9 protein-coding genes are annotated in these 8,149 nt (G+C 57.4%); 4 read left to right on the top strand and 5 right to left on the bottom strand.

The genetic code is table 11. From position 1 onward, the window contains the following. The 5 genes from JF616_00585 to JF616_00565 form a co-directional block, all read right to left on the bottom strand. Positions 1-260: EamA family transporter (locus JF616_00585; protein ID MBW8886223.1), on the bottom strand; the 260-nt coding region annotated here is incomplete at its 3' end. A gap of 99 nt (positions 261-359) precedes the next feature. Next, a complete protein-coding gene (locus JF616_00580; protein ID MBW8886222.1) occupies positions 360-1,028 on the bottom strand; it encodes a hypothetical protein in 669 nt (222 codons plus the stop codon). 8 nt (positions 1,029-1,036) lie between these two features. Next, positions 1,037-1,417, bottom strand: a complete 381-nt coding sequence (locus JF616_00575; protein ID MBW8886221.1) for a hypothetical protein — start codon at positions 1,415-1,417, stop codon at positions 1,037-1,039. A 222-nt stretch (positions 1,418-1,639) separates the two neighbouring features. Beyond that, positions 1,640-3,472, bottom strand: a complete 1,833-nt coding sequence (locus JF616_00570) for a DUF342 domain-containing protein (GenBank protein MBW8886220.1) — start codon at positions 3,470-3,472, stop codon at positions 1,640-1,642. After that, positions 3,462-3,860, bottom strand: coding sequence for a hypothetical protein (locus JF616_00565; GenBank protein MBW8886219.1), 399 nt, complete (start codon positions 3,858-3,860; stop codon positions 3,462-3,464). Before JF616_00565 ends, JF616_00570 begins: the two co-directional genes overlap by 11 nt. Positions 3,861-4,266: 406 nt before the next feature. On the opposite strand from JF616_00565, the gene JF616_00560 reads away from it, so the two are divergent. From JF616_00560 to JF616_00545, 4 genes are all read left to right on the top strand, one after another. Then, positions 4,267-4,764: a hypothetical protein gene (locus JF616_00560; protein ID MBW8886218.1), complete on the top strand. Its 498-nt coding sequence runs from the start codon at positions 4,267-4,269 to the stop codon at positions 4,762-4,764. Next, a complete protein-coding gene (locus JF616_00555) occupies positions 4,761-5,159 on the top strand; it encodes a response regulator (protein MBW8886217.1) in 399 nt (132 codons plus the stop codon). The genes JF616_00560 and JF616_00555 overlap by 4 nt, the downstream gene beginning before the upstream one ends. Before the next feature lie 19 nt (positions 5,160-5,178). Continuing rightward, positions 5,179-7,542: a HAMP domain-containing protein gene (locus JF616_00550; protein ID MBW8886216.1), complete on the top strand. Its 2,364-nt coding sequence runs from the start codon at positions 5,179-5,181 to the stop codon at positions 7,540-7,542. A 182-nt stretch (positions 7,543-7,724) separates the two neighbouring features. Continuing rightward, positions 7,725-8,149, top strand: a 425-nt coding sequence (locus tag JF616_00545; GenBank protein MBW8886215.1) for a hypothetical protein, incomplete at its 3' end; no start/stop codon positions are given.

Raw genomic sequence — 8,149 nt, 5'->3', positions numbered from 1 at the left:
TAGGAGAGCATCCAGGAACAGCCCACCAGGATGGACTTGAGGAGGATCAAGAGGTGTGCGGCGGGCGTTTGGGGCGGGACGGCGAGATGCCAGGCGTATGCGCGGGCGGGATCCAGGGCGGATAGCAAAAGGATCGGCGCGATCGCGAGGGCGGCGGCCAGGGTGGAGAAGAAAAGGGTAGGGAGGACGGCGTTTCCATCCACCGCCTTTTTTTTCGAAATGTCGTAGCAGCCGAGAAGCAGGGCGGAAATACAGGTCAAGGTCATCCACATGGGGATGGGAAAGTTAAGCCCTCGTTGGCTTGGCGTGGAGGGTTCGCCCTGCCGGCGAGGGCCCGGCAGATGCGGGAAAACATTCCTTCAGTAAGGAAGCGAGTACGCTCCAATCCAGGGTTGATTGGTGCAGCCGTGGGTGGGACAGTCCAAATCGACATGGGAAATCGCGAATGCGCCCACGATCATGGCCGACCAGATATTGCCGGTCTTGGGGAACTTCATATTGAAGGAGTCTTGGCCCCATCCATAGCGCGGAACCGTCTTGGTAAGGATATTGTTCACGCTATGGCTGCAGGTATACTTATCCACCCGCACTCCCGACTTGACGCCTCCCTGGAACGGGCCCACCACCCCGGAGTAATAAGCACCGCCGGAATAGTAGCCGTATTGCAGCCATACGCCCCATGCCAAATGGGTATGTAAGCACTCATCCGCGATTGTGCCATCCGGAAGTGTGGTAGGCGCCGGGACGGAAGGTTGGCCCCAATCCGCCCATGTCCATACGTTCCCTCCCGTCAGTCCGTAATAATAAACGAATCGCCAATTCCTCCAGTTAATGGTAGTGGGATCCTCCATATTCGAGGAAGATGGGGTGTAATCCTGGTAATAACCGTATCCGCCCGGATTAAGGCTGGTCGAACCCAGCCAGGTGATGGGGTTGCTCCATGACCATTTATAATTGTTGAATTCGGTTTGGTCGGGTTGCGCCGAAGCGGAGCCTAATGCGGCGGCGCAAAACAGGACCGATATCATCCAGGTTTTCATCGGGCGGCCCCTTTCGACAAAGCTGCGGAGATATGGTCGGCTTGGGACTGGATTTCGGGGAGGTGGTTCGAGTCTTTCAGTTTTCCAGTGACCGGATCGTACATTTCTTCTAGGGTGGCCGCGGCGCTGAGATGGGCTTCCTGCCGCAATTTTTCCTTCATCATGGCCAGGAACTCCGGAGGGATGGACGGGATGACTTCGCCTTGCTCATTCAGCAAATACGGCTTATCCATCTTCGCGGAAATCTGCCTGGTTTGCTCCTTCACCGCGTTTTCGTTGGACGTTTTAGGTTCGCTTTGCAAGCAACCCAATAGGCCGGTCAACGCCAAGAGAGCGGATGCGCTCTCCCATCGGGTCGGAAATCGAACTGATTTCATGTTATCTCCTTTGAATGGTCCCTAGCTGGGATGCGGATGCGGAGGAGCGCCGCTGATTCCATACCGTTTATCGGGAAAGTCGGCGATTCGCGCATTGTTAGGTAGGATGCGCCGGCCCACCGAAATGTTACGTTCGTTCCTGAATCAGGGAGAATGGAGCATAGGGCGCGCGAGTGCCAAAAAGTCGGGTCTTTGAAAGGGGTTTTCCGAGGTGAAGCGACCTCAGTCTGGTTTGAAGAGCCAGCGCTTGCCGCGCATGGCTTCGGTAATCGGGATGACCTTGTCGCGATACTTCAGCACGGTGCCCGGGTTGGCCGTCCCCGAAACGGCGATGTGGCAATCCCCTGGATTGTATAAGGCCGCTTCCAGCTCGTTGAGCCTGGCATTAAGCCCTAATCGCAGTCTATCCAGGAACTTCAGGACACCTTTCACCCGCTGTTCGAGGAGCCGGTTCTCCGGATTCTTCCCGGCCTCCCAACGTACTATCATCTCCAGCTTATTCCGCCTCTTCTCCAGGAATTCGAAGTCGGCGCGCACGGCCTTCAAGGTCTCGCGTTTGCGCAGAAGCTCCGCTTCGGCCTCGAAGTCCTTGCCCACTTCCAGGATGGTCTTGGCCCCGGCTTCGTTTCCGGCATTGTGGATTTCGATGCTTGAGTATGCGACCAAGTGCCCGCCGATGACCGAATGGGACTTCGACTTCATCAAGATCGATTTCTTGGCCAGCAACTGCCCGTTCAGGACCTCATTGTATATCACGATATTAGAATAGGATTCGATGCGCTGGTTATGAATGAATCCGATGGTCACCGAGCTGAGTTTCGATTTGATGAGTCCTGATCCGCCGCCGATGACTCCGCCCTTGATCAGGATGGATCCTTCGGAGATCACGACGCCGTTCTCCACCACGCCGCCGATTCCCACGTCGCCTTTGGCCTCGATCGCGAACTTGTCGAGCACGCTCCCTTCAACCTCGATCGAACCCGGGAACCTGAGATTACCGGTCTTGAAGGAAACGTCCCCGGCCACCTTCAGGGTATCGACCACATAAGGGATCCCGTCCTCTACGGCGAGCTTTCCGTCCTTGGATGCGATGATAACATCGGGAGAATCGGGAGCGAAGCCGGTGTTCCTACCCGGTTTCACCTGAACCGGAACCCCGGGCCGGGGCAAGGTAATCTTGCCGAAGACGTCAATGCCCGCTGAGCCGGGTTCCGGTGGAAGGATACGGGCGAGGCGATCTCCTTTCGCTACTGCCCGGAAGAAGGTGAATTCCTTGAAGTCGACGTTCTGGACCATTTCCGGATCGGGAAGGTCCGGTTCAGGATCCACGAGCAGTTGAATGGAGCCATTCTTGCCCGGTCGCGGAAGAATGCCTTTCAGTAACAGCACTTCTTGTTCGGCCCCGTCTTTGAGGAAAGCCTCAAGCGACTTGAGCACCCGGGCCTCGTCCTGCATGGACAGGAGTCCCATTCGGGTCATGAGCGTTTTCACGGATTCCAATCCGAGGCGCGCATCGTGGTCAAGGCACGCGCTGGCCTTTTGGAGGACCAGCCAGACCTCCAATTTGTCGTCGGACACGCGGATGAGGCCGGGTTGCATCCCTTCCTTCCCAACCACCAATAGTGTGTCTTGGTGGAGCACCAGGGCTCCAGGATCGAATTCCGGACCCAGTACCTGCTTCCCGTTCCCGCCCGCCACCTCTTGCAGCCTCTGATCCAGGGCTTCGATATCATGGGGATCTGAGAGATAGGACTTATGGAACATCAGCCCTTCGGCTTCTTCATGCTCCGGCGGAGAACCGGCGGCCAAAACGATCGAGTGGGCTTCTTCGAGACTCAAGGCAAGCTGCCCTTCGGCTGAAGTTTCCGATAGTAGCGCGCAGATCGAATCTACGGCGGCATCCTCGATCAGATCGGGAGCCAGCCCCTTGGCCAACAGTAGGCTTTTTAGGCTCTGGTTAGCCGGGAATTCCTTGCGCCATGCGACAGGGTTGAAGTCGCGTATGGAGAGCTTCGCTTCCATTCCATCGTTGCAGATAAGGACCTCAACCAACACGGCTCAGGCTCTTTTCCCACTTCGTGAGAATGGCGATGATCTTCTCCCGCTCGCCAGGATCCAGTCCCGGGGGCTTTTCGGCATATTCCAGGCAGCGGGAGAACTCCTTGAGATCCAAAGGCTTTGCGATGAGACCCATCAGATTGGAATGAAGCCCCATCAACTTCGTATCCTTGCTCGCGCTTTCGGTGAGCAGGAAAACCGGCGTCGTCACGCGGGCGCGCGCCAAGCCCTTCAGAATGCGGCTCGCATCGACTCGTGGCGCGTGCGCTCCGATGAAAATCGCTTTATAGTGCTTAACCAAGGCGTAATGGAACCCTTGCGCTTCCGAATCGGTGGAATCCACCGCGATTCCTTTGGACTGGCAATACTTTTCGACGAAGCGCAAGAAAGGCGGTGGAGCATCGATATGCAATATGCGATTACAGTCACTCACGTTTCTTGAATGCCCTAGTGAAAATTCCGATATCCGTTCCTTGCAGCATTATTGATTGCAACACCCGGGAAAGCCCTTTGTCAATTATCCGGAATTTATTGAACTTACGCACAAACCGTGCGAACCTTTCGAACTTCGCTATATCGGGATTTGTACTCACAATGTCGATAGGGATCGGGTCCCTGCGAGCCGGGCTTTCTGGCCCTATCCTCGCCCCGTGCGGATTCAAGGCGCCATCCCTTATCATCGGGGGGTGAAAGCTGGGAATTGCAAGGAGAGCTCTGGCCCGGTTATTCGAGCGGCTGGGACGGTCCAAGCGCGAGCTTCGGATGCGCAAGCCACGTGAATAGGAGGCGTAATGGGAGAAACCTGCAATGATCCCGTCACCCAAGTCTTTCTCCGGGAGATTCTGCCGGATTTCGAAGTCTGCGCCAGGCATGCCGTCGAAAGGGTACTGGATTTGCCTACCTTGGCGCCGAGGGACTTCAAAGTGGAGCCCTGCATGGTCAACATGTCTTCGCTGTGTTGTATCATCGAATGCTGGAACGGCGAATATGCCATGACCCTATCGTTGGGCATCAACAAGACCGATCTGGGATGCCTGGTTCCCGGGGGGAGTAGCGAGGAAATCGCCCTCGATGCCCTGGGCGAGGTCGCGAATGTCATCGCCGGCAGGGTTTTGGGGATCCCCGGGCTCGAAGATCATTTCGGTCATATGGCCATGTCGCCCCCCCTGTTTTCCAATGGGGGCGTCACCTCGAAGCGGGCTTGTGCCATCCAAGGCGTACTGGTAGCGAAGTCAACCCGTCTATATCTTGGATTCGCGATCACGGTGAACGAGAAGGAAATGGTATGAAACGGAAAGTGGTCATCGTGGACGATTCCAAATTCCTGCTTAGCGCCCTCAAGGATTTTTTCCAGGAAGGCCAGATCGGGGAATACGAGGTCGTGGCCACCGGCTCCAATGGCGTCCAGGCGGTGGACCTGTACCGCCGCCATCGGCCCGATCTGATGACGCTCGACATCACCATGCCTGTCAAGGATGGTAAGACGGCGCTTGCCGAGATCCTAAAGGAGTTCCCAACCGCGCGCGTGCTCATGATTTCAGCGCTGACCGGCTCGAGCGTGCTCGAGTGCGTCAAGATCGGGGCCAAAGGCTATATCGAAAAGCCGCTTCGGTTCGAGGATGAGGATTTCCGTAAAGACTTCTCGGAAACCCTGGAAGAGGTCTTCGCGGTGTCCGCATCCTGAGGGGTCGGGGATTTCGTCGATGGAGCGAATGCATCCCAGGGAAAGCATCCAAGCAAAGCTGCTACGCAGCTTCGCGTTCCAGTCGGCGGCCGTGCTGGCCCTGGCTTTCTCCGCCATTATGATCCTGGATTGGCACCGGGCGTCACGCGATCTCGGGGACATGGAAGATGGCATCCGGGCGGGCCTCAGCGCCAAAGGCCAAACCCTCACGCGTAACCTAAGCCTGGTCATCCGACCCCTGGCAGAGGACAATGCCATTGCCAGTATCCGCGAAATCGTTGACAGCTTGGCGGACCAGGATCCCGACATCGCCTACGCGGCCTATTTGGATGGGGATATGCGGCCCTGGGCTTTCCGTTCGAAATTGGCATACGGCAAGGACGCCGACATGCGAACGATCCTGCGGGATTCGATGGCCCTATGGGCCTCCCGCGCACGCACCGCGCAAAGCCGGACCTGGATGGCGGCCGATGGCGAGATCTTCGAATTCGCCGCGCCCATCGCCGTTTCTTCTTCAGGGAACCAAGGCGTCGTCCGCGTGGGCTTGGACACGCGCGCTATGCAATCCGCCCTCCGCAATGCCAACGAGCACGTTTGGCAGAACCGGAAATTGACTTTCGGGATATTCCTGGCTGCCGCGATCTGCGCTTTCGTCCTATCCCTGACGTTCTCGCGCTTCCAGGCCGGACGCCTAACGCGGCCGGTACTGGATCTCGCCGCCTTGGCCCAACGTATCGCCGGTGGCGACTATGATGCCGAGTTCAACGTACGGAGCGAGGGGGAATTCGCCTTATTGGCGGAGACCTTCGAAAGCATGCGCCGCAAAATACAGGCTTACACGCACAAGCTGGAATCCTTGGTGGCGGAAAAGGTGCGGCAAATCGGCGACTTGCTGGAAAACGTGGATCAGGGTCTTTTTACCTTCAATCTGGATTTGTCCGTGAATCCCGATCATTCCGCCCGCGCATGCTCGGTCTTGCGCTTGGACCGTCTGGAGGGAAAGTCCCTGGAAGAGATCCTGCGCATGACCCCCGAACAGGCGCGCGCATTCCGCGACTGGGTTGATGTGGTGCAACGGGAGCACGCGCTTAAACGCTGGACCAAACTGTCAAGGCTATCTCCCGTACGGGAAATCATCTTGGACGATGGAAAAGGAGCCGGTTACATCGTCGAAATAGCTTATCGTAAAATCATGGATACGGATGGCCGCATTAAAATCATGGCTTTGGCCGAGGATGTGACGGAAAAACGCGCTTTGGTGCGGAGATTGGATGAGGAAAAGGTCCGTCATGAACGCAGGGTAAAAATCATCCTGGGGGTAGCCGGTAACGGCCAGGAAGCGATCTCCGAATTCGTCAAGGATACCGGCCGGCGTTTGGACTCCATGGTCGAGGCCCTGCTTCCGGGAGAAAAGGATTGGAAGCGTCGGATATTCTTCGATTGCCATACCATAAAGGGTAATGCGGGCGGTTTTGGATTCGAAGCCTTAGCGAAGTCCGCGCAGGACCTCGAGTCCCAATTGGCGAACTTCCAGAGGGAGCCGGACAGCCCATTTCTCGTTTCCGTGCAGGATTCCCTTCGGTGCATGGATGAGGAAAGGTGCAAGATCGGGGAAGTCTATCGGATGCTTTACGGCAGCTTGGAGAAGCCCTCGATCCGATTGGACCCGGACAAGGTGGATAGGTTGATGGAACTTGCCGTGAAGGCCAAGCCATCCGCCGATCCCGCTGCCTGGCGGGAACTGGTGGCGAGTATCCAAACCCTTCACTACCGCAAGCTCTCTACCCTGACGGGCAAATACCAGGACCTGCTCGCGCAGGCCGCCGAAAAATTGGGCAAGGAAGCGGATTTCCTCGTCGAGCCCGCGGATGCGGAGGTAGAGCCCGCCTTGATCCTGCGCGTGGACGAAGCCTTGGTGCATATCCTGCGCAATTGCTTGGCGCACGGCATCGAGGATCCGGAAATCCGGGCCAAGCGGGGCAAGGGCAAGGGCTGCATCAAGCTCTCCTATTCCCGCACCGCGAAGGGTGGGCACGTTTTCTCCATCCAAGATGATGGCAACGGCATCGATGGCGAATCGCTGGCAAATGGCGCAGTGGCCCTGGGCCTTATTACCCCTCAGGAAGCCGCCGCATTGTCCCCCAAGGAAAAAATCCATTTGATCTTCAAATCGGGGCTTTCGACTTCGCCCGAAGCCGATTCCATTTCCGGCCGGGGCCAAGGGATGGCAATCGCTTGGGAAAGGGTCCGGGCCGAAGACGGCGAGTTGGGCGTCGAAACCTGGGCCGGCGTCGGCACCCGGTTCACCATTTCCTTGCCGGATCGGCAAGTGCAGACGGCTCCCGCGGGAATCCTGGCAAAGGGATTTCCGATTGCGACATAATGCGGTGTTCCGAGACCCATAGGCATACCCGGCCAATGCATAGATCAATCATTTTCGGAATACTACTTTTTCTGGTTCGGGAGTGCTTAAATGCCCAGGTTCCGCTGCTTGTTTGCCTGCCCGGCGGCTTACCGCCGGCGCGCATCGAATCCGCCCTCGGCGCTCCCCTGGCGCCCAGGAAGGTGATCGCCTTCGTCCGAGTCCGGGATCTGGAAGACGTACTGCCGTCGTACCCCAAGGCCTCCATCGTGACCACATCCGCCTATGCCGCCTACCTAAGCGGATATTCGATCCAACTGAAGGGGTGGAAGAAGGAGCCGCAAACCAAATACCTGGTGGTTTCCGCCGACTCCACCGTCACTTCCGCGGGCTTGGCTTCCCGGCGCATCGGCATCCTGGATTTTTTGGGGCGCGAGAAAATCCCGCGATTCGTGGAAGACGCCTTCGGCCTGAAGCCCGCTGCCCTTAAGCGGGTCAATAAGCGGGAAGACCTGCTTAGCCTAATAGGCATGGAGGCCGTGGATGCGGTCATCGTGGAGGCCGGGGACCTCCCTGAGTTGCAAAGGGAAACCAAATTGCATCTCTCGGTGGTAATGGAGTCCAAGCC

The organism is Fibrobacterota bacterium (genome assembly GCA_019509785.1).
Lineage (GTDB): Bacteria > Fibrobacterota > Fibrobacteria > UBA11236 > UBA11236 > Chersky-265.
Note: the sequence above shows the minus strand (reverse complement) of the source record. Positions and strands in the feature narration are given on the sequence as shown.

Coding starts and splice junctions, on each gene's coding strand:
- JF616_00550 (MBW8886216.1), top strand. CDS start 5,179: ATGGAGCGAATGCATCCCAGGGAAAGCATCCAAGCAAAGCTGCTACGC.
- JF616_00575 (MBW8886221.1), bottom strand. CDS start 1,417: ATGAAATCAGTTCGATTTCCGACCCGATGGGAGAGCGCATCCGCTCTC.
- JF616_00555 (MBW8886217.1), top strand. CDS start 4,761: ATGAAACGGAAAGTGGTCATCGTGGACGATTCCAAATTCCTGCTTAGC.
- JF616_00560 (MBW8886218.1), top strand. CDS start 4,267: ATGGGAGAAACCTGCAATGATCCCGTCACCCAAGTCTTTCTCCGGGAG.
- JF616_00580 (MBW8886222.1), bottom strand. CDS start 1,028: ATGATATCGGTCCTGTTTTGCGCCGCCGCATTAGGCTCCGCTTCGGCG.